Genomic DNA, 19,623 nt, shown 5'->3' with positions numbered 1-19,623 from the left:
ATGCAACTCTGCGCGCGTAGATACACGCGAGAAGGCAAGTAGTGGGTAGGATGACTTAACCGAAGTAACACGGGCGAAGACGAGTGGGTGGGTATGGCGAAGGTGGGAAACACCGGGGGCGGTGCCCGCCGCGCGACCGGGGGCGGGCGCGGGGCCGCTCGGTCGGGGAAGCGCGGTCCCGATGCGGGGGGCGTCTCTGGGTCGGGAACGCCGAGTCCGGAGCTGACGGCGAAGTTGGAGCCGCGGAAGGGGCCGACGAAGGTTCCGCTGAACACCCGGGTCTTGGCCTCGACGGAGGCGCGGTTGAACTGGCTGGTGAAGGATCGTCAATCCACGGTGACCAATGTCGTGGACGTTGCCCTGCAGGAGTTCTTCGACCGCTACCGTGTCCCACCGGCAGATCATGACGGCCGGATCGCCGAGCAGGAGTCATGAGCTCCCCGTGGGAGCAAATTCCCCTGTTCACACTGCCCGACACCACCCCGACGACCACCCCCGAATCCGCTGAAAAAGACGGTCTCCCCACCGCAACCTGCCAGGCGGGTGTAACCGATGAGTCGGGCTCGGAACCAGCCGTCGCCACACACCCCGAGTCACACGAGCTAGGGGACGCTGGATCACACGAGCAGGGGGCCGCTGGATCGCACGAGCAGGGGGACAGCACCGAAACTCCCACGACCCCGCAGTCACCCGACGTGGACCCCGCCGACGTGGATCACAACGCAGCCGACGGCGACGCGGCCGACCCACCGGTGTGGGAGGCACTGCCGGCGGGTGAGGCCGCGGATGGGCATGCCCTGATCGTGACCGCCGCGGGAACGTATACCCCGTCTGGGCGGGAGTTGACCGGTCCGGTCGATTCACTCGAGAAGCTGGACAAGCTGATTCGCTGGGCCTCGCTGACCCCGTTGGGGGCACCCGCGCAGATCTGGGTCGTCGGGTTGGCTGCGTGTGAGCTACTCGGGTGGGTCATCGATCCGGGCAGTGAGGACGACGTCGACGACATGGAAGCGTTGCGGTTACGCGCCGCAACCGAGTTGACCGCCACCCTGCATGCCACCCTCCCCCCGCTGCTCAGTGCGGGGTGGGAGCTGCGCGGCGAACCCGGGCATGTGGTGCACCTGTCCCGCACGATCGGGAAGTTCACCTCGATGGTCGATGTGGTGATCGAACCGTATGTGTGGACCTATTGGAACAAGGACTTCGGCTGGCACAACCGGGTCGGCGATATGGGTGTCCTCGGCTCACCGACCGCCGGAACGTATCTCCCGGACGACGACCTCCCGGCCGCCCGGGAACTCGGGCGCCGGCTGGCGTGGTGCGCGCAGCATCTCGGGGTGCTTCCCGGGCCGACACCGGCCCGCACCGGCGCCGCGATCGTCGACAAAATTAAACGGGAACGCACCCGCAGCGGTAAAGGGATCGTGGTCACCACCGCGGGCGCGGTCCCGCCGCTCGACGGCCCGCCGCGCGGGGACCTCGAACCCGCGGCCGGGTGGACCCGGGTCCCCGACACCGAGGATTTGGAGGGTGCGGACCGGTTGGTGTCGATCGATCAACGCGCCGCCTATTTGGCCTCGGCCGGGATGCTCGAACTCGGCTACGGCCAACCCACACATTTCACTGGTGACAAGGCCGCTGCCGCGGCGGTGGGGGACAAGGGCACCCCGTTCGGGTTGTGGCGGATCACCCTCCCGGCCGGGCAAACCTTGTCGCTGCCCGAGAAACTACCGCTGCCGCACCCCCATATGCTTGCGGATCAGCCGGTGCAGACCTGGGTCACCTCGGTCAGCCTCGATGCCCTTCGGGAGCCGATCGCTGATGGTGGTATCGGTGCCGATCTCGACGACCTCGACATCACCGAGGCCTGGGTGTACCCGCAGCAGGGGCGCGTGCTGGACAAGTGGGCGAAGATCCTGCGCGAGGCCCGCAAGGTTTCGGTGGACACCCGGGATGCGGCGATGAAGGGGTTTCTCGGGTCCTGCTACAAGGGGTACATCGGGCGGATGGTCAACCCGGACATGTGGACCGCCAAACAGATGCAACACCACCACCAACCGCTCTGGCGCGCGGCGATCATCGCGCACTGCCGGTGGCGCGGCCGCCGCGTCGCGATGCGGATCGCCCGCGAACACCATCGGTGGCCGGTCCGCACCGTCACCGACTCCTGGGTCTACCTCCTCCCCGGTGGTGAGAACATTGCCGACCCGAGTCAGGCGCTGGGGAAGATGACGGTCGAAAAAGACACCCTCCTCACCGACACCCTCCGCGGCGCACTGGCGTCGGCTGCGGACGTGCACGAGGTGAACCTCGCGATCAAGGCCGCCCTCACCGACAACGACCACGACGCCGACGACGAGGACGCCGACGAAGAGAACGGGGTGCTTTGATGGCCCTGCATCTGCCGAGGCCGCGGACGAAGAAGCCGGCGCAGCAGGCGGTCGGCCTCGACGGCCTCAAGGTGTCGGTGGCCACCGCCGCGACGAGCGGGGTCGAGAAGTCGAAGCAAGTCAAAACCGGGGGACTGGCCGGACTGACCAGCAAGGTCTCGGTCAGACAGTTGCGCCAGGAATTGGGCAACGAGGGTCTGCGGCAGGCGGCGATCGATGCCGGCCGCACCCCACCGTCGGATCGCACGTTGCGCCGGTGGGCGCACCAGGGCCGTATCCCGCATGCGGATGTTCTCGAGCGGGCGCAACGGCGGGCGGCGATCGAACGATTGGGTGGTCTCGATGCCGTCGCACAGAAGATCGGGCGGTCCCGCTCCGCGGTGTCCCGGTACCGGTCGGGGGAGACGAACGAGTTACGGGCCGACGCCAGCAAAAAACTCAAGAATGTGAAGGCGCAGGACATCATGGCCCGTGCCGGGGTGCTGCGCCCGGACGGAACCCCGAAGACCGCGGTGATCCGGGTCAAGGGCGGTGTGATGGTCCGCAACGGCGCCGACGAGGGCTACGACTACCGGGTCCGCACCCTGGACTTCGCGAACTCCGACACCCCCTTCACCAGTGAGGAGTCACGCGAACTCGCCGCCGCCCTCGCCAATGATGATCACGCCCGGGTCGTCGCCCTATTGGAGCGGCACGCCACCCTCGACTACCCCGAGAACAAAGGCTTCGACAGGTACAGCGACCAGTTCGGATTCCACTTCGACCACATCGACTCGGTCCACATCGACTGGATCTGATTCCGAGAGGACATGTCGTCTCGGTATGTCAGAGAACGGAATCGAAACGGATGCTGTTCTCGCTCAGTGACACTGATGCCACAAGGAAGCTTTCACCCGGCTGTGCATCGTGTTCATCGAGTCGCCGCGTCCGTCTCCGGCTCAATCGATTTGATGCGCGTGGAACCGCTGTCGTGTTGTTCGCCCGCTCCGCAAGGTGGAGCCCCGTGCGTTGACGGGGTAGGCGCCGGAGATCCAGGCATACCGGCATCGGATGTACTGAGCCGGGACAGGTATAACGCGCACGAACGGCCGGGTATCGACGCTGCGCAAAAAGCATTTCCGCAACATCTTGCCCAAAAGACCAGGTGAGCAAACTTTTCCTCTGCAGGGGCCAAGTCGGAGGGCCTCTGCCAACGGATTTGGGCAGGCGAGGACCGAACTGCCGGACGATGACGGCGCCGTGCGGCATTCGGACGACGTCGGTAACAGCACAGCCGACGTTTACGAAGTTGATCGTGTGCGGACACTGATACTGATCGGAACGGCCCTCGGGCTCGGTGCGGGCCTGATGTGTACGGTCCTGCTCGCCTGGTGGCTGTCGTACCCGGTGCGCTTCTCCGTGGGCTATGTGGGCGATCCGTTCTCCTCCGAGGGAGTCGTAGGAGATATTGACTCCGTGAATCCCATGCCGTTCCTCGCGGCGGGCCTGATTTTCAGCGCGGTCCTCGGGGCGGTCTCCGGTCTCGTCGCCGCACGCCGCGGCTGGCGGCTGATCCGTCACACAGCCTGACCCGAGCTGTCAGAGACGCCGGATTCTCACGTTCGGCACCTGTCACTGCATTTCAGCCGGGGCTGCTACCGCGATTGTCGGAGGTACCGGCGATACTCGTGTGCACAACAGTCACACAGGTAACAGGAGAACAGACGCATGCGCCATCGACCCCGGTCCGCTCTGCTTGCTCTCGGTGCGGTCACCGTGCTCGGCCTGACTGGGTGCTCGGCTATCGCTGATGCGAACCCGGAAATCCAATCGCTCGGGGACGCACCGACCCCCCGTCGGTGGGCTTTGATGCGGCGCCGGCGTTGGCGAAGCTCGACACCCTGGCGGTCAAGGGTCGCGCCCCGAAAACCGGCTACACCCGTGAGCAGTTCGGCCCGTCGTGGTCCGACGACAACGGTGTCGAGGCGGCCACAACGGGTGCGACACCCGCAACGACATCCTGCGCCGCGACCTGGTGGACCTGACGTACAAGTTCAGTACCCGGGACTGCGTGGTAGCGACCGGCACCCTGCACGACCCCTACACTGGCACCACCATCGCGTTCGTCCGCGGCCAGGACACCTCCACCGCGGTGCAGATCGATCACGTCGTCGCTCTGTCCGATGCGTGGCAGAAGGGCGCCCAGCAACTGAGCCCCGAGCAGCGCCGCGACCTGGCCAACGACCCACGGAACCTGCGGGCGGTGGATGGGCCCACCAATTCGAAGAAGTCTGATTCCGACGCTGCATCCTGGTTGCCGCCGAACAAGAGCTACCGGTGCACCTACGTCTCCCGGCAGATCGATGTGAAGGCCCTCTACCGGTTGTGGGTGACCCAGGCCGAGAAGGACGCAATGACGCAAGTTCTGCATACCTGCTGAAGCGAACCCGGCCTAGGTCTGCCCCGTGCAGGAAGGTCGCGGTGGCAGGTGCGTCACCGAAGAGCCGGTAGCCACGGTTGGGGACCATGAAGTTGAGGCGGGGTGGATGAGCACCGGATTAACTCCGCCCTACGAAAGTAGGGGATAACCCGATCACCGTCCGCTGTGTCTTCTGGTCCCGCGAGGAAAGCGAGACTTCATGGGAACGCGCGTTGCTCCCAGGTTACGAGTCGCACGCGAGGACACGACGCCCTATCGCGCGGACGAGCAGTGGTGGCATCATGCGCTGTCTCTGTGCGGGTCGGGTGGAGGTGAAACCAGTTGTCACTGGTTGTCATCGATGCCGAACAGGCGTGTTACCCATTCGTCGATCGCCTCCCAAAGGGTTTTGTCGACGCGTTCGAGGCCTCCGTGCCACATTTCCCAGACTCGACCGGTGTCGTCGCGTGTATCCAGAGCGACTGCGTTGTCGGAGGCGTCGCGGCAGACGCCGACGAGTTGGTCGATGTCGGGTAGCTCTGATTTCACGATCTCCACGAAACGGAGTTCGTTGTTCACCGGGTCCCGTGATTGCCCGACGTACTCGAAATCGGCTGCCTCCCCAAAGTTCGAAATCCGCGGCATGTCTTGAGCTGGCATCAGGCCGATGGGGTCCTCGTTGAAGAATCCGTTCTGCACGGTCGTATAGAACGTTCTGAGCCCGTGATCGATCCCGGCAGTGAACAACGGAATTTCGTTCTGCGGCAGCGGCGCTAGCCCGTATGCGACTTGAAAGTATGATGGATTGGCTTTCCCGAAGATGTAGGCCAGCACCATCGCGGTCCGGCCACCCTCGGAGAGGGTCGCGCGGCACAGTCTGATGGCGGGTGCGGCGTCCCGGATGATCCGGGTGATGCGCGGGAGTTGCCCGGGGAGCGCGTTCTCCCACGCCCGGAGCGCGACGTCGACGGGATTGCTCGAGGTTTGCGCGTCGATCCACCATCGGGGGATGGTGCCAACCTCGTCGTCGCTCAACTGGCCGGCGTCAATTGCTTCGAGATCGTGGAACGGATGCCGCGTCGCCAGAAGTTGTACAAATTCTTGGTTAGTGGTCACAAGCCACACCCTTCCTGATCCTTCGTTCTGCGACGGGCTCGCCCCCGGGAATTATGCGCGTGACCGAGCCTCTCCCCCCATGACTTTAGCAACTGTTCCTTGCCCCAACGCCGGGGTTGTATTCGCGGTGACCTGTCACAGCGGGAAGGTAGCTGGGGTTGTTTGTCTGTTACCGTTCGCGGAGCCGTGCGGGGGGTCGCGGGGCAACAATTCGGCGTGCCTGCCCCCTGATTCACGTTTCACGAGGGGGATAGTCATGTCGGTTGCTGTCAGAGTGCTGCGCGGGTTGAGTATCGGGTCGATTGTGGCCGTAGGGGCTGTGGTACTTGCCGCGGGCACAGGCTCGGCGGAGCCGAATCCGGTTCCCGACGCGTTCGAAACCACCACTACCGGCGACGGCTGGGTACTGAACATCCGCAAGACCGGAGAGATCGTCAATCAGGTTCCGAACCTGGCTGCCTCCCAGTTCAGCAGGGAAGGCTTCGTCTCGTACCGAGCGGAGGCCGATATCACCGGTAACGGTGACGCCCCGGTGAACGGGGCATCACTCGAGACGGGGTATCAGGTGGGCTGCGGCATCGATGTCTCATCGGGACTTGCTGTGGGCCTTGGCCTCTCGGTGGGGCCCTCGATCGGGATCTCGGCCACCGGGCCGAAAGCCGACCTCGGTGCCCAGGTTCAGCCGAACGTCTCGACGACACTCAAGCCCGGCACGATCACGGATGTGCCGTTCAAGACGAAGGAACTGGCAAACGGAAAGGCCGGCGTGTCAGTGAAGAATGTGCACCTCAAGATCGATGGGTGCATGGGCCCGGTCTCGATCCGCTCCTACGTCACCTTCTCCACCACCAGTGACTCTTTCGATGACACCGTCGCCGCCTACGGCCCCGTCATGTGGTTGTAGAGAGCCGTGGCGCGGGGGAGAGGCGAGATCGTGAGACGTGCACTACGGGCGTTGGTGTGTGCGGTACTGGTGGCAGCTCCGGTGGTGGCGCTCACGCAACCGGCGTATGGGGCCCCGGAGACACCGGCGCAGCGATGCGAACGAGAAACACAGATGTACAACGACGCGTGGGAGTCGTCGTGGCTGTCCGCGCATCCCGGTGATCCGGGACCAGTTCCGCCGCCCCCCGCCCCATACACCTGCTACGACCCTGGTCCGGAGCCGGAAAACGAGCCATTCGATCCGACTGATCCGGTCGATCCCGGGGCCGACTCAGGCGAGGGGTTGGTCACCGAAACCAATCCCGATGCGAACTCGCCATTAACCGTTCAACCGAACCTCAACGGCCCGATCGTGGTTCCAAGGCAGCGGCAACCTGCACCGGCGGGCCCGGCCGAGTCCGGTGTCCTGTCGGTTCCGGATGCCGAACAGGTAGTGCCCGCAGAGAGTGAGTCGGTACCGGACGGGCAGGAAGCGGAGACCCTCGAGGAAGAGGCTGCCCGCCGGTCGCTCGAGGAGGTTCTGGCCGACTGCACACCCGATCTGATACCCGGTGGTGCTGACCGCACCGCGCTCACGCCGGCGCAGGTCCAGGCCTACGACATACTGAGGAAGGCCGCACCGAAACCGGCAAACCGACAGCGCGTGACCGACGATGTGGCGGCGGGCAAATACGGCGACCAGTATGTCAATACGCCGAAAAAGAACTGGCAGGCAGATCATGTCGTCTCGCTGAACCGGCTGATCCAGATACCGGGGTTCATGCAGCTGCCCCTCGAGAAGCAGATCGAGATCGCCGATTCCCGAGAGAATTTGCGTCCGCTGTACTCCCAGTGGAACGGCTCGAAGCAGCAGAAGTCGATCGGTGATTGGGAAGGCCCGAAAACGACCCCCAATCCGGTGTTCAGCGACGAGGATCGGAAGTTGCTGTGCCTCTACGAGCGTGAAGCCCAGCTCGCGATCCTCCAAGCCCTTGCCGAGTACTACCTCAACCAAGCACTACAGACCGCGATCCCGGGAGCAGGTCAGCCAAGTTCGCCCGCGCCCCCTTCTCCGGAGACGCGCGAGGTCGCACCGTCAGCGGATCCGTCAGCCGAACCGTCTGTGCAACCGACGGCGTACCCGGAGATCCCGTACACCACACAGCCGGAAATCTTCACCGAGCAGGTGGTCCCGGAGGTCACCACCCAGGTGGAACCGGAGTTCCCCGATACCTCGGTGGTCGAGATTCCGGTGACGACCGTGCAGGAGATCCCGGTGACAACGGCCGCACCGACGCCGACGACGAGCGCGATGCCGCTCTCCTCTGCGGCGCCGACTGCACCGCCCACCGAAATCACGACCTCGGTACCGGCGCAAACCTCCTTGCCGTCGCCTTCGGCGCCGCCGCCGGCCCCGAGAGCGTCTTCCCCGCCGTCCGTGTCGAAGCCGCCGGCAAAGCCCGCCGAACCCGAGGACGATGACGAGCTCTCGACATGGGAGAAGGTCGGTATCGGAGCGGCTGTGGTGGGTGTCGGTGTCCTCGTCGTTGTTCAGCCACAGTTCGGGATTCCGCTCGCTGTCGGCGGTGCCGCGATGGCGGCAAGCTGATGAGAAAATTCGGCACCGGAGTACGCCGCGCTGTGAGCCCACGCCAGCTCAGTGAGAAACACACCAATCCCGACGGAACAAGGAGAACGCGGATGTCCGCAAAGGATGAGCATGCGAGCAAAGGCCACCGGGCAGCGTCGGTTGCGGTGACGGTGCTGATGGTGGTCTCCGGGGGCAGCGTGCTCGCCGCGTGTGGTTCGGCATCGGCCGACGATCCGTCGGAGTCCTCGTCGACAGCTCTGAGCACCTTGCAGGATCAGGCACCAGAGGGTTACACCGCGAAGACGTCTGGTGTGACCACCGTGACCGCGGAAATCCTCGCGAAGGCCACACCCTCTACCGCGGACATGGAAATCTGGCCTGCACAATGCGCCCAGTCCTTCCAGTCCTCGGCGGCCTATCAGGAAGGGTCGACGGTAGAAACGGTGACGTTCACCGGTCAAGGGCAAGTAATCGTCATCGGATTGCAGTCGCAGAAGGAACCTCACGCCGCCAATGACGCTGACAGTGTGTGTGACACAGGCTCCTTCCGGGCGCCCGGAGGTGAAGGGTTCTTCCGTGTTCCCGACCCAGTCGACCTCAATGGGGTCCCGGCGAAGGGTAAACAGATCATCACGTTGACTCCGGACGGATCTCAGCAGTCAGTCACGGTCAGCTACACCGCGAACCTGTCCGACCGCGAGGTTCTCACCCTCTCGGTCATCCCGGACTTGTCATCGGACGCCCCACGCCTTGTCGTGGACAGCGACCCGGGAATCGACCTGTACAAACGTGCCGCCGAACTCGTGCACTAGTTGAGTAGTCGACAGGGACCTGTAGGAGCCTCTGAAAGTGCAGGTGGCGATGCGTTTCCCGCCGCACAATCGTGTCGGTGACCGCCAGTAGGGTCCGCTTGTGGCAATCGAACCGGAGGTGGAACCGAATCAGGCCCCGGTGGATGTGGTCCGGGCCGCCCCGGTGGGGTGGGCGCCGGGACCTCAGCGAGGAGGCAGCCACACGAATCCCCGGTGCTGTCACGTCGTCACGGCGGGTCAGGTATCCGCGGGTGTTTCTGTTCGCCGATCTCCGCCCACTCCGCGCCCGATGTCCCGCCCGCTCGATGCCGTCGAGGAGATCGAAGTGTGGCTGGGGCGATCCGCAGCCGTATCCGTTCCTTCATTCGTGCCGTGGGCAGCCGAGGCGCTCCGTAGTGCGTAATGCCGTTCCTCTAGGCGTGATCATGAGTAGTGGCAACAACCGTTGGTCTATTGATCGGTGTCAGCGCGTGATGACGAGCTCTCCGCCAGATTGGTGAGGGTCTCGCCCACTGCGGAAGCCAGTTCATCATCGGTGGGGACAAGCTCCCGGACCGGCGCGGGCAGGGTGTCATAGGTGTAGTCGGCTACCGCCAACGGCGCTGTGGTTCCCGCCAGGGAATAGCGGACGACGTTGTCATTTCGTCCGGCGCACAGCAGGATCCCGATCGTTGGCGCGTGCTGGTTGTGATCGCGCAAGTTGTCGTCGATCCAGGACACGTAGAAGCCGAGCTTGCCGACGTACTCGGGCTCGAACCGGCCGACCTTCAGCTCGACCACAACGAAACGGGCCTGGATCCAGTTGAAGAACAGCAGGTCGATGTAGAAGTCGTCACCGTCGACGGCGAAATGGTACTGCCGGCCGATGAACGCGAAACCGTGCCCGAGCTCGAGCAGAAACCGTTCCAACCGGGCCATCAGCGCCGCCTCGAGCTCCCGCTCCGCAACCCGATCGGTCAGATCGAGAAAGTCGAAGACATACGGGTCGCGGACCAGTTGCTGCGCCAGGTCGGAGTCACCGGTGGGCAGGTGTTCGGTGAAGTTCGACGGCGCCGCGCCGATCCGCTGGTCGAGTCGATTACGAATCTGATGGGACAGGACGTTGCGGGACCAGCCCCGCTCGAACGCCGCGGCTGCGTACCAGTCGCGGGAACCCTGGTCGTCGAGACGGTCGATCAGCACCGTCACGTGTCCCCACGGGATTTGTCCAACAGGTTGCTGGACAAATGCACTCCGCGGCCACGCCGAGGCGATCTTCCGCATGTAGTGCAGATTGCTCCGGGAGAACCCGCGCATTTCGGGAAACTCCGAACGCAGGTCGACGGCAAGTCTGTCGATGACCTTGCTCCCCCACCCCTCGGCCTCCTGGCGGTCCAGGATTGCGCGGCCGATGTCCCAGTACAGCAGGAGTAACTCGGTGTTGACCACTCGTGTAGCCCGGACCCGCGCCTGCCGGACCTGTGTCTTGAGGTGGTCGAGGAAGTCGCGGTAGTCGTCGGGCAGCAGTCCGGAATCACTCACCCGCCCATCCTCCCGCACGGCCGGAAACACGAACGTAGGTCACCGTCGATACGTACCACGCGTCGCGAACGGATCTCGCGCGTGCGATCTACGGATCGGTCGCGGGTGTGAGGAGTGTGGCCAGTTGCTTGCGGGCGCGGTGGATTCGGGTTTTCACGGTGGCGACGGTGACGCCTTGGTGTTCGGCGATGTCGGCGTAGGGCAGGGAGGCGAATTCGGCGAGCACGATGGCGACGCGGAAGTCTTCCGGGAGCTGGGCCAGGGCGCGGCGGACCGCGTCGATGGTGGCGACCTGCTCGTCGAATCGGGGTGCGGGGTCTTCGAGGACGATCCCGTACTCGCCCTCGGTGTCATCGAGGCTGTCGGTGTTCTTGCGGCGCCGGACGACGGCGAGGGCGGCGTTGGCGGCGATGCGGTGCAGCCAGGTGTTGAAGCGTGCGTCGCCGCGGAATTTCGGCAGGTTCTGCCAGGCGGCGGTGAGGGTGTCCTGCAGGGCGTCTTCGGCGTCGTGGGTGTTGCCGGTGATCTGCAGGCATACGTGCCAGGCGTTGGTGCGGTAGCGGCCGACGAGCTCGGCGAAGGCGTGATGATCACCGCCGCGGCATGCCGCGATCAGGTCCGCGTCGTCCATGTCTGGTTCCCCCCGTGCTGTGATCACTGTATTCGCCGCCCCCCGGGCGCCGAGGGAATCGTACCCGCCGTCACATACAGCCAGGTCGACCAGGAACTCCGCTGCGGACCACGCCCGGGGCTGGTGAGGATCGGTTGGTGGTCAGAGTGGGTCGATGTCGTGGTGCCCGCCGAGGTCGATGCCGGGATCGGCCGGGTCGTCGACGCCGAGCGTGGACGGGTCGACGCTGTCGTCATCGAGAAGATCCTCGCCCGCCGGGAGGTCGAAATCCGGTTCGCCGGTATCGGTATCGAGGGCGGTGACCCCGCCGTCACCGTCGGTGTCGAGTTCGTCGTCAAGCAGGATGAGGTCGTCGTCCTCGGGTACGACGGGAACGTCGTCCATGTCGGGGACGAGATCGGAGTCAGCAAGGGCGGTGGTGGGGTCGAGGGCGATCTCGAGCGCGCGCGCCCACACATCGTCGGGCACGGGCGGCAGCGCACTGCCCGATACCCCCAGTGCTGCAAGGACGGAGTCGTCGTCCACTGCTGCTCTCACCTCGTTTCCCTCAGTGTCTCGGTGCGCCACCACGGCGCACCCTTACCAGTTGGATGCATCGGATCGTCGAAAGGTTCCCGCCGATCACCGGCCTTCTTCCGATCACCGTCGACATCCGGTGTGGCCTCTCCAGTGTGCACGCCCCATGCGTGGTCGGCTGGTAGCGACCGGCGACTACAGGTCGATCATCGCCCACCGGCGATCGGGGGAGGCCACCGCCATCGCCGCCGGGTCCGGATGGTCGGCCAGGTCGCGGTCGGGGGTGTCGGCGACCAGCATCCGGCAGCCCGAATCCGCCCAGGCGTCCTCGAACTGGTCGATGGGAACCTCGAGTTGGTTGCCGTTCGGGGCGCCGGGGTCGGAGAGGATCACCACCCCGCGGGTTTCGTCGATGCCGGCGACGACGAGGAAGTGGTCGGCCGTCGCGTCTTCCCCGGCTTCGGTGTCCGGGTTCCAGATCTCACCGGAGTCGACCATCGCGATCACCCCGTAGCCGCCCTCGAGCTTGGATTTCAGGTCCTCGATCGAGCTGTCCTGCACGGTGCAGGGCACCCCTTGGTCTTCGAGGAGGATCTCGAGGTTCGGCAACGTCATGCCGCGGGCGGGGTCACCGTCTTGCATGAGTCCGAGTTCGAGGGCCCGGTCGACTAATTGCTGGGGGTCGTCGATGACCACCCCGGTGTACTCGGCGATCACCTGCGCGGCGCTCGACGGCCCGCAGTAGCCGTCGACCTGCTGGTAGAACCAGTTCACCGACCATTCCACCGGGTCCCCGTACACTCCGTCCCCGCCCGCACCCTCGACCGCAGACTGCGGCTCAGTGCCCGGCACCGGGTCGGCTGCGTCCACCTCTGCCTCGTCCCCTGGCGGCGGGAGCATCGGCGGCTCGTCGAGATCGAGGTCGAGTGCGCTCAGGTCGATGCCGGACAGATCCACCGCTGCCGCCGGGTCGGCGAGCACCGCGAACGGGTCGTCCTCGACCGGTCCGGGGATCGCGTCGAGGTCCTCCTCGATCGCGGCCGGTTCGCCGAGGTACGTGTCGTCGTCGAGTGGGCCGGCGGACCAGGCTGCGGCCGTGAGGTCCGCGTGCATGTCATCCATTGTGCTCTCCCGGAGTGAGGTTCGACCCGCACCCGACGTCGGCAGGTGGCAGGGGTGGGGTTGCACCCACCGGCCGGCCACACCGACGGCGGGGTGCGACGGCGCTGTGGTGGGTGGGTCGGGTTGGGTATGGGGTCAGGTCAGGTCGGTGGCCGTAACGTCGGCCGGGGTCTCGCCGGGGTAGGTGCCGGCCTGCTCGTGGTAGTGGTCCTCGGCGGGGATGAGGGCTTCGAACTGCTCGATCGACCCGAGGTGCCCGTCGGTGGCGGTGTCGAACGACTCCTGCGAGCCGTCGTTGTCGGTGTCGGTGGTGCGCAGGTCGAAGGTGCCGTCGGCGTTGGTGTCGACCAGGGTGTCGTTGGTGATCCCGTCGGCGTCGGTGTCGAGGACCGCGGTGTCGAAGCGGCCGTCACCGTTGCTGTCGATCACCTGCAGATCCGGGTTGCCGTCGGAGTTGGTGTCGAACTGGGTGTCGGTGATCAGCCCGCCCTCGATGACGTCCTGGCGGACCGGTGCACCGGTGGCGGAGTCGAGGTGGGTGGCGAGGTCGACGGTTCCGTCGTCGTCGAGGTCCTCGGCGAGCCGCACCCCGCCCGCGGTCGGGGCGATCCCGGTCTCGTAGGTGCCGTTACCGTCGGTGTCCTGCTCGACGAGGGTGATGGCACCGTCCTCGTCGATATGGGTGATGGTCTCGACTCCCTCGACGCGGCTGTGGATCAGGTCGACGTCCCCGTCGCCGTCGACGTCGCGCGGCGAGTAATACTCCCCGCCGACGCCCGGGACGGCCTCGCCGCCGGCGCCTGCTCCCAGATCGGTATCGGCTCCGGCTTCCCGGCCGGTGGGGGCCGCCGCGGTGGTGGGGATCGGATCACCCGCGGGCGGCTGCGCACCCGCGGCGGGGGAGGTGGTGTAGGTGGCGTCCTGCGGATCCCCGGTCAGGTTCGGGCTGGGCGAGGTGGCGCCGGTGGAGTTCTGGTCGTCCTGTGCGCTGCGGGGGTTGCTCATGGTCACAGTCCTTGTCGTCGAAGGTCGCTGGGCGGGAAGCGGAGTTCCCTTGTGTTGTCGAGAGTTGGATGCGGTGAGCGACCCGAAAGGTTCCCGGCAGATCCGAAAAAGTTTTCACACCGGCCGCAGCCGGTGTGAAAGGCCCGGTAAGACAGGTGCGCCCGCCCCGGACAAGCCGGGGCGGGCGCGGGAACTTCTGGCGTGTTCTTCCGGGGGTTAGTTGATCAGGCCGGCGCGGGAGAGGAACGTTTTCGCCCCGGCCAGGCCCTGGGCGTCGCCGAAGCTGGCCATCACCCCGGTCGAGCCGTTGGCGTACCAGATCGAGTAGGTGCCCGCGTAGCCCGGACCGTCGATGTGAGCGGCCGCAGTCCGCGGAATGTTCTCCACGATCTCGTTGTCGGTCGAGGTGGTGTCGTTCTGGAAACCTTGCCGGATCCCGAGGACCCGCTTCTTCGCTTCCGCGGCGTCGACGCTGACGATGATCGACTGGTAGTCCTGATCGGAGATCCCGGCGGTCAACGCGCTGCCCTCTTTCACGGTGCACTGCATCTCCACGCCACCGTTCTCGGTTTCCCCGGTGGTCTTGCAGTCCGTCAGTTCGGACCGCAGCGACGCCGGAAGCGCCGCCAGCACAGCATCTTTCGTGGTCGGAACCTCGGTGCTCCCGTTCCCGGAGGTGCCCGCCGGCTCCGCGGCCGCGGGGTCACCGGCCGGCGCGGCGGTGTCGGCGGCGACCGGCGGATCGGCGGCATTCTCGTCGCCGCCGGTGAGGGTGATCGCCCCGATCACCCCGGCGATCACCACGACCGCTGCGGCTGCGGCGCCGATCACCAACGACTTCTTCCTCCCGGCACCGGCACCGGCACCGGCACCGGCACCGGCACCGGCGCCGGTGGGTGCCGGTGAGGGGGTGGGGTGCCAGGTCGTCGTCGCCCGGCCGGGACCTGGTGACGGGATGGGTGCCGTCGGCGCCGGACCGCCCGTGCTGCGGGGTGGGTCGGGATGGGTGTACCGCGGCGGGGCTCCGCCCGGAAGGGTGGTGTTGCCGAGGCCGCGGACGATCGGGGCCGCGGCGGCGATCGCCCCCTGAGCGACCACGGTCTTCGGGTCATCGAGGGTGGCGATCGGCCCGAGGGCTTTGAGGTGTTCCTGCACGATCGGGATCCGGGAGGACCCGCCGGTCAAATACAGGGCGTGCAGCCCGGTGGGGTCGGTGACGTGGGCGTCGGCGAGCGTGGCCCGGGTCAGGGTGACCGCCTTCTCCAACGCCGGGGTGACGAGTTCCTCGAATTCCTCCCGGGTGATCTGGAACTTCTCGGTGTGCCCGCCGCCGGCGACGGTGATGGTCGCCGACGGCGCCTCCGACAGCAGTTCTTTGGCGCGGCGGATCGAATCATCGAGGGCGTGCCGGACATCGATCGGCGCCGACCGCAGATAGTCACCGAGTTCGGGGTTGCGGGCATCGAGTTGCTCGTCGACCCACCGGCGGATGTAGGCGTCGAAGTTCTTCCCGCCGAGCCCGTTGTCACCGCGCGCGGCCACCACGTCGAAGGTGCCGCGGTCGTTCGCGGCCAACACAGCGATATCGAGGGTGCCGCCACCGAAGTCGAACACCGCGATCTTCGCGCCCGGAGGCAGGGTCTTCGAGCGCGAATAGTAGTGCGCCGCCGCCCGCGGCTCGGACACCGTCGTCACCTGCGAGGCATCGAGACCGAGCCGGGCGGCCGCGTCGAGGAGTACCTGGATCTCGCGTGGGGACCACGCCTCCGGGTGGGTGAGCACCAGCTGGGCGGGCGCTTGCCCGGCGTGCGCGGCCCGCGCCCGGGCCATCACCGAATCGAGGACCGCGGCAACCGGCACCGACGACGGGATCTCGTAGCCGTTGATGTTGACCACTCCCTGCCCGATCACCCGTTTCGGTGAGGGCATGTAGGCGGCCGGGTTGGTTTCGGCGCGGTTGGTGGCCACGTCCCCGACCGCGATCTGGTCCGGTGATTCGACGAACACCGCCGAGGACATCGTGGTGCGGTTGTGGCTGAGCTGCAGCGCTTCCACCGCACCGCTGACCGCACCGGTATGCGCGGCGGCGGTGTTGGAGGTGCCGAAGTCGATTCCCAGCAACCAGTCTTGCCTAGACATTGCTACCCCCCGACATCGAACCCCACGAAGAACATCCGGCGACCACGACCACGACGGCGCGGCCGCGCCCGGGCATCATGTCACGCCAGCACACCGGCAGCGGCTCGGACGGTCGGTAGAACATCACAGGGGTCCTTCCACACAAAGGGGGTCTTTCGATTCGATCAAGCGGGTAACAGTTCGATGCGCGCCGCGGGTAAAAGGTTCCCACCCCGGCCACACCAAAAATCGGGTCCGCCATGGTGGGGTCAGGTGGCGGCGATCGTGCTGTAGGTGTGCGCCAGCACGATCAGGGCGGCGTCCTCGGCCGCGGTCATGGTCGACAGGGCCTGGGTGTGCGCCCAACTCAGCTTCTGCTGCGCCGCTGCCCGGATCTGGTCCGGGCCCGCACTGTCGGGCAGCCCGAGTTGCCGTGCCGGGGTGCGGTGTTCGAGGAGCCGGCGCAGTTCGGTGGTGACGGGGGAGCGGGGGTCGGCCTCGAGCATGGACCGCAGGTGTTCGAACAGCACGACGGTGTGCAGGGCGGGGTCGCGGCGCAGGGTATCCACGACGGCCCGGATCTGGTCGCGGGCGGGGTGGCTGAACGCGAGCTGGTCGAGTTCGCGGATGATCCGGCTGGCCCGGTGCACGGCGGCGAATCGGCCCAGATGCTGCGAGAGCACTCCCCGCAGTTGCGGGATCCCCGAATGCGCGGTCAACCACTCGTTCAGGGCGGCGGCTCCGCGGGCGGCGACGTCGCGGCCATGAACGATGCCGTACTCGCCGAGCAGATCGAGGAGCCGATCACGTACCGCGGGAGGCAGGGCGGTGGGGGTATCGGTGTCGAGGAGGTCGAGGACGTCCAGGGGCCCGTGCCCGGTCAGCGACGCCAGGACGCGGGCGTCGGCCTCGGTGAGCGCCCCGGTGTGGGAGGTTTCGGCGAGCAACCCGGCGATCGGCAGCACCGTCATCACGGTGTCGGCGAGCCGGCCGGCCAGGACCCGGGCGTGGGCGAGGGCGTGCTCGAGCGGGTTGCGTTGCCCCAACGCTCCTTCCCCGAACCCATCCGCCCTCGAGAGCACCCCGAGGGTGTTGAGCGGGGTGAACCCGAGCTGTTTGAGGAAGGAGATCTCGTCGGCGCGGGGTGCGGAGTCGAACAGGAACACCGCGGCGTCGGCGTCGACGGAGGCGGTGCGGGTCTGCTCGTATCCGTCGATGAGGACCCGGCGGGTGCGGGCCTCGTTCTCGGCGGTCAGCGTGGCCAGACCGGGGGTGTCGACCAGGGTGAAATCGCGGATCGCCGCCGAGGGTAACCACCGGTGCAGGTACGCCACCTGCTCCGGCGGCACCCCCAGCTCGGCGGTGTGCCCGCGGACCAGGTGCACCGGCGCCCGCCCGCCGTCGAGTAGCACCACCTCCGCGCGGGAGGGGGCACCATCCTGGTAGACGGCGACGATGCTGGTGGCCTCGAGGGCGGCGGTTTCGGCGACCGGCGCCCCGATCAGGGCGTTCACCAGGGTGGATTTGCCGGCCTTGAGGCGGCCGACGATCACGATCCGCGGCGGCGACCAGAGGATCTGGCCGATCCGGTTGGCGTGCACGGCCAGATCGGGGGCCAGCGCGGCGAGCGCATGCAACGCCCGGTCCAAACCCGCGCGCACCGGATCCCCGGCCGGGGCGGTGGGGGTGGCCGTCACCGCACACCACCCCCATGGCGGATGGGGGAGCGGGGGTGGACAGTTCGGTGATCAACGCTTCGGCGCGGGTGATGTTGTTCTCGACCACCCGCAGATTGTTCTCCAGACGGGTCAGCTTCTTCTCCCGGGTGGCCTTATCCGTCCGGGCGGTGTCCTCGGCGTCCTTGATCTGCTTCTGCAGGGTTTCGATCGAGGTCTTCACGTGTTCGCGGTAGCGGATCACGATCTCCGGGCGGGCCAGCGCGAGGGTGGATTCGAGCATCCGCGCGGTGGTCGTTTTCGTGGTCGCGATCGTCTCCCGCAACCAGGCCAGCAGATTCGTCTTACCGGCCCGCATCGCCTTGAACCCGAGATTGAACCCCACCCACGCCACGCCGACGACCGCACCGACCCCCATCATCGCCGAGACCCCGATCAGACCGCCGAGCATCGACGAGCCCATCACCCCCATGGTGATCATCGACGGATCGAGCAGCCCCTGCCGTTTCCCGGCCACCTGATGCGTGTCCAGGGTGCGGTTCGACAACGTCGCGAGGACCTTCTCGGAGATTTCGTGCCAGATGACCTCCGAGGCGAACCTCGGTTGCACGATCTGGGTGTAGAGCTGCTCGAGGAACAGATTCACCGCCCCGGCCATCGCCGCCTGAAAATCGCGTTCCATCTCCGCGGTGAAATGCTGCGGGTTCCGCCGCAACACCGCCATCCCGTTCTTGTTGATCCGGGTCGTCCACTTCTCCCGGATACCGTCGAGGCTGCGGTCGAGATCATCGGTGGCGTGCTGACGAATCAACGTCAGATCCCGCTGCAAATACTGCTCCCACTGCGCCGAATGGTCTTTCAGGCTCTGTAACTGCGCCAACTGCGCGGTCAGATCCGGGATGACCTCACCGCTGCGGGTGATCGCCCCGATCTGGGTGCGCATATCCGCCGCCAACGTCGCCAACCCCTCGGCCGCCGTCCGCAACCCGGTGATCGCCGGAAGATGTTCGGCAATGCCGAGTTTCGCCCCGATCAGCTCCCGCAGCTCGGTGATCCCCGACCGCACCTCCGCTGCGTCCCGATCCGGGCCGGGCGGCATCTCCGCGGCGATCACCGCACGCAGACTCGACACCCCCACCACCGGAACCTGCCGGCCTAGATGCCGGGCCAGCAGCTCACGATCCTCCTCGACGATCAGCCGCCAACGGCGAATGTTCTTGTCCGTCTTGGTGACCACCACGATCAGCGACTCCACCGCGGACCCGGTCCGCTCGATGAACGCCATCTCCGGTGCCGTCAGCGGGGTACTCGCATCGCACACGATCACCAACACACACGCCTGCGATGCTGACGCTTCCGCCAGCACCGCGTAGGACGGATCCAACCCGCCCACCCCCGGAGTGTCGATCACGGTGACGTCACCGAGCCGACTGCCGGGCACCGGGACGATCGCCCGGGTGGGTAACTCCTGGGCCCGGGCGTCGGTGACGTGGGCGCCCTCGCAGGAGACCCAGTCCGCCAGATCGGCGTGCGGGATTTGCTCGGTCCGGTCCGGGAACAGGATCTGCGCCGTTCCACCCGGCTGCTCGGGCGTGGCCTCACCGAAGCTGATCGTCGTCGACGTCGTCACGTCCACCCCCACCGGGGACGCATCCCGCCACCCGACCAGCGCATTGACCAACGAACTCTTGCCCCGCTTGACCTCACCGACCACCACCACCGACCGGGTCTGCCCCATACTGGCGGCCCGCTGCTCGGCGAGATCACTGATCGCGTCATACCCGAACGGCCGCAGAACCTTCC

19 protein-coding genes and 2 pseudogenes are annotated in these 19,623 nt (G+C 66.6%); 12 read left to right on the top strand and 9 right to left on the bottom strand.

From position 1 onward, the window contains the following. The first annotated feature begins 93 nt into the window (after positions 1-93). The 5 genes and pseudogenes from JQT59_RS01670 to JQT59_RS01650 all read left to right on the top strand — a co-directional run. Complete coding sequence (locus tag JQT59_RS01670; RefSeq protein WP_213571361.1) at positions 94-435, top strand: hypothetical protein; 342 nt, start codon at positions 94-96, stop codon at positions 433-435. Continuing rightward, positions 432-2,390 carry a hypothetical protein gene (locus tag JQT59_RS01665; protein ID WP_213571360.1) on the top strand — a complete coding sequence of 653 codons (1,959 nt, stop codon included), beginning with the start codon at positions 432-434 and terminating at the stop codon, positions 2,388-2,390. Before JQT59_RS01670 ends, JQT59_RS01665 begins: the two co-directional genes overlap by 4 nt. After that, complete coding sequence (locus tag JQT59_RS01660; protein WP_213571359.1) at positions 2,390-3,187, top strand: hypothetical protein; 798 nt, start codon at positions 2,390-2,392, stop codon at positions 3,185-3,187. Before JQT59_RS01665 ends, JQT59_RS01660 begins: the two co-directional genes overlap by 1 nt. 499 nt (positions 3,188-3,686) lie before the next feature. Then, positions 3,687-3,959, top strand: coding sequence for a hypothetical protein (locus JQT59_RS01655; RefSeq protein WP_213571358.1), 273 nt, complete (start codon positions 3,687-3,689; stop codon positions 3,957-3,959). 281 nt (positions 3,960-4,240) lie between these two features. Beyond that, positions 4,241-4,806: pseudogene (locus tag JQT59_RS01650) on the top strand (HNH endonuclease family protein); the annotation flags it as partial. A gap of 327 nt (positions 4,807-5,133) precedes the next feature. On the opposite strand, the gene JQT59_RS01645 reads toward JQT59_RS01650, so the two are convergent. Continuing rightward, complete coding sequence (locus JQT59_RS01645; protein ID WP_213571357.1) at positions 5,134-5,904, bottom strand: hypothetical protein; 771 nt, start codon at positions 5,902-5,904, stop codon at positions 5,134-5,136. Between the two features lie 256 nt (positions 5,905-6,160). Here JQT59_RS01645 and JQT59_RS01640 point away from each other — a divergent pair, with 256 nt between their 5' ends. From JQT59_RS01640 to JQT59_RS01625, 4 genes are all read left to right on the top strand, one after another. Next, positions 6,161-6,808: an MspA family porin gene (locus JQT59_RS01640; protein WP_213571356.1), complete on the top strand. Its 648-nt coding sequence runs from the start codon at positions 6,161-6,163 to the stop codon at positions 6,806-6,808. Between the two features lie 30 nt (positions 6,809-6,838). Then, positions 6,839-8,437: a hypothetical protein gene (locus JQT59_RS01635; protein ID WP_213571355.1), complete on the top strand. Its 1,599-nt coding sequence runs from the start codon at positions 6,839-6,841 to the stop codon at positions 8,435-8,437. Positions 8,438-8,529: 92 nt separating this feature from the next. Further along, positions 8,530-9,231, top strand: coding sequence for a DUF5642 family protein (locus JQT59_RS01630; protein WP_213571354.1), 702 nt, complete (start codon positions 8,530-8,532; stop codon positions 9,229-9,231). A 100-nt stretch (positions 9,232-9,331) separates the two neighbouring features. Next, positions 9,332-9,634 carry a hypothetical protein gene (locus JQT59_RS01625; protein WP_213571353.1) on the top strand — a complete coding sequence of 101 codons (303 nt, stop codon included), beginning with the start codon at positions 9,332-9,334 and terminating at the stop codon, positions 9,632-9,634. A 47-nt stretch (positions 9,635-9,681) separates the two neighbouring features. Here the strand turns inward: JQT59_RS01625 and JQT59_RS01620 are convergent, their stop codons facing one another. The 7 genes from JQT59_RS01620 to JQT59_RS01590 all read right to left on the bottom strand — a co-directional run bounded on the left by JQT59_RS01620 (position 9,682) and on the right by JQT59_RS01590 (position 17,841). Next, positions 9,682-10,752, bottom strand: a complete 1,071-nt coding sequence (locus JQT59_RS01620; protein ID WP_213571352.1) for a PDDEXK nuclease domain-containing protein — start codon at positions 10,750-10,752, stop codon at positions 9,682-9,684. Positions 10,753-10,840: 88 nt separating this feature from the next. Next, complete coding sequence (locus JQT59_RS01615; protein WP_213571351.1) at positions 10,841-11,383, bottom strand: RNA polymerase sigma factor; 543 nt, start codon at positions 11,381-11,383, stop codon at positions 10,841-10,843. Positions 11,384-11,524: 141 nt separating this feature from the next. Continuing rightward, on the bottom strand, positions 11,525-11,920 hold the full coding sequence (locus JQT59_RS01610; protein WP_249353597.1) for a hypothetical protein: 396 nt from the start codon (positions 11,918-11,920) through the stop codon (positions 11,525-11,527). A 174-nt stretch (positions 11,921-12,094) separates the two neighbouring features. Next, positions 12,095-13,021, bottom strand: a complete 927-nt coding sequence (locus JQT59_RS01605) for a C39 family peptidase (RefSeq protein WP_213571350.1) — start codon at positions 13,019-13,021, stop codon at positions 12,095-12,097. A gap of 135 nt (positions 13,022-13,156) precedes the next feature. Then, positions 13,157-14,026: a hypothetical protein gene (locus JQT59_RS01600; protein ID WP_213571349.1), complete on the bottom strand. Its 870-nt coding sequence runs from the start codon at positions 14,024-14,026 to the stop codon at positions 13,157-13,159. Positions 14,027-14,242: 216 nt separating this feature from the next. Beyond that, on the bottom strand, positions 14,243-16,165 hold the full coding sequence (locus tag JQT59_RS01595; protein ID WP_213571348.1) for an Hsp70 family protein: 1,923 nt from the start codon (positions 16,163-16,165) through the stop codon (positions 14,243-14,245). A gap of 248 nt (positions 16,166-16,413) precedes the next feature. Beyond that, positions 16,414-17,841, bottom strand: coding sequence for a GTPase (locus JQT59_RS01590; protein ID WP_213571347.1), 1,428 nt, complete (start codon positions 17,839-17,841; stop codon positions 16,414-16,416). A 269-nt stretch (positions 17,842-18,110) separates the two neighbouring features. Here JQT59_RS01590 and JQT59_RS36625 point away from each other — a divergent pair, with 269 nt between their 5' ends. The 3 genes from JQT59_RS36625 to JQT59_RS36615 are packed head-to-tail and all read left to right on the top strand — an operon-like array spanning position 18,111 to position 19,193. Then, positions 18,111-18,341, top strand: coding sequence for a hypothetical protein (locus JQT59_RS36625; RefSeq protein ID WP_249353595.1), 231 nt, complete (start codon positions 18,111-18,113; stop codon positions 18,339-18,341). A gap of 53 nt (positions 18,342-18,394) precedes the next feature. After that, on the top strand, positions 18,395-18,691 hold the full coding sequence (locus JQT59_RS36620) for a hypothetical protein (RefSeq protein ID WP_249353594.1): 297 nt from the start codon (positions 18,395-18,397) through the stop codon (positions 18,689-18,691). Between the two features lie 28 nt (positions 18,692-18,719). Further along, positions 18,720-19,193 carry a hypothetical protein gene (locus JQT59_RS36615; protein ID WP_249353593.1) on the top strand — a complete coding sequence of 158 codons (474 nt, stop codon included), beginning with the start codon at positions 18,720-18,722 and terminating at the stop codon, positions 19,191-19,193. Here JQT59_RS36615 and JQT59_RS36610 read toward each other — a convergent pair. Then, a pseudogene (locus JQT59_RS36610) lies at positions 19,106-19,558 on the bottom strand (dynamin family protein); the annotation flags it as partial. The gene JQT59_RS36615 and the pseudogene JQT59_RS36610 sit on opposite strands and share 88 nt — an antisense overlap. Between the last annotated feature and the right edge of the window lie 65 nt (positions 19,559-19,623).

The sequence above is a fragment of the Rhodococcus sp. USK13 genome (assembly GCF_018343855.1).
GTDB classification, from domain to species: Bacteria; Actinomycetota; Actinomycetes; order Mycobacteriales; family Mycobacteriaceae; genus Rhodococcus_F; species Rhodococcus_F oxybenzonivorans.
The sequence above is the reverse complement of the archived record's forward strand: the minus strand, read 5'-3'. Positions and strand labels throughout refer to the sequence as shown.